Origin of the sequence: Streptomyces sp. NRRL WC-3549 (genome assembly GCF_000721935.1) — a bacterium.
Lineage (GTDB): Bacteria > Actinomycetota > Actinomycetes > Streptomycetales > Streptomycetaceae > Streptomyces.
The window spans coordinates 1-690 of the sequence record NZ_KL585461.1; the positions used below are offsets into that span (position 1 = coordinate 1).

The 690-nt window shown below is 67.8% G+C and carries 1 protein-coding gene; it reads right to left on the reverse strand.

Features of this window, described 5'->3' with window-relative positions; translation table 11 throughout:
• Positions 1-147: 147 nt before the first annotated feature.
• The coding region (locus tag IH13_RS0135935; RefSeq protein ID WP_031091326.1) for a PASTA domain-containing protein at positions 148-690 on the reverse strand (543 nt) is incomplete at its 5' end.

Here is a 690-nt window from a genome sequence, read left to right on the forward strand (position 1 = left end):
CACCAGCCCCACTGACCTGCGAAAATGAGCTTGGCGGAGCCTCAGTGGGAAGCTGCCCTTCTCGAAGGTTGAGCTGGAGGCGGTTTGGCCTTTTCTCGCGCCGTCCACCGCGCAGAGCTGCACCGGCGACAGCACCACTCCACGTCGTCACGGACAGGCCTCCTCGAACTTGACGGCCGTGAACTCGACCGGCTGCCCCACCAACTCCGCCCCGGGGCTCGGAGACTGGGTGCACACCTGCCAGTTGCTCTCCATCAGCACCATGCGCCCCTCAGCCGCATCGGTCACGGTGATCGACGTACCCGGGTCAAGTGCCCTGCGGGCGGCCTTCACCGACTTGCCCGACAGACTCGGCATCCTGCCGCCCTCGACCACGGGCTCCTCCTGGTCGACGGCCGGGCACGTCTCCTCCAGCTTCACGGCCCCGAAGTCGAGCTTCGTATCGACCGGGACGCTCTTACCCGCCGCATAGTTCTGCGAGCACACCTTCCAGTTCCGGTCGAGGGCCTGGAGCCTGTCCCGGCCGGCGCTGTCGTGGGATGTCAGGAAGTAGAACCCTTCGGCCTGGGCCTTGTCCTGCGCGGACTGGAGGCCCATGCCGACGAAGTCGGGAACCGCCTTGGACTCCGCGGGTTCTTCCGTCTTGGACGGTGTCGCGGACGGGGCGGCGGCCGGGGGTTCGGTGGCGGC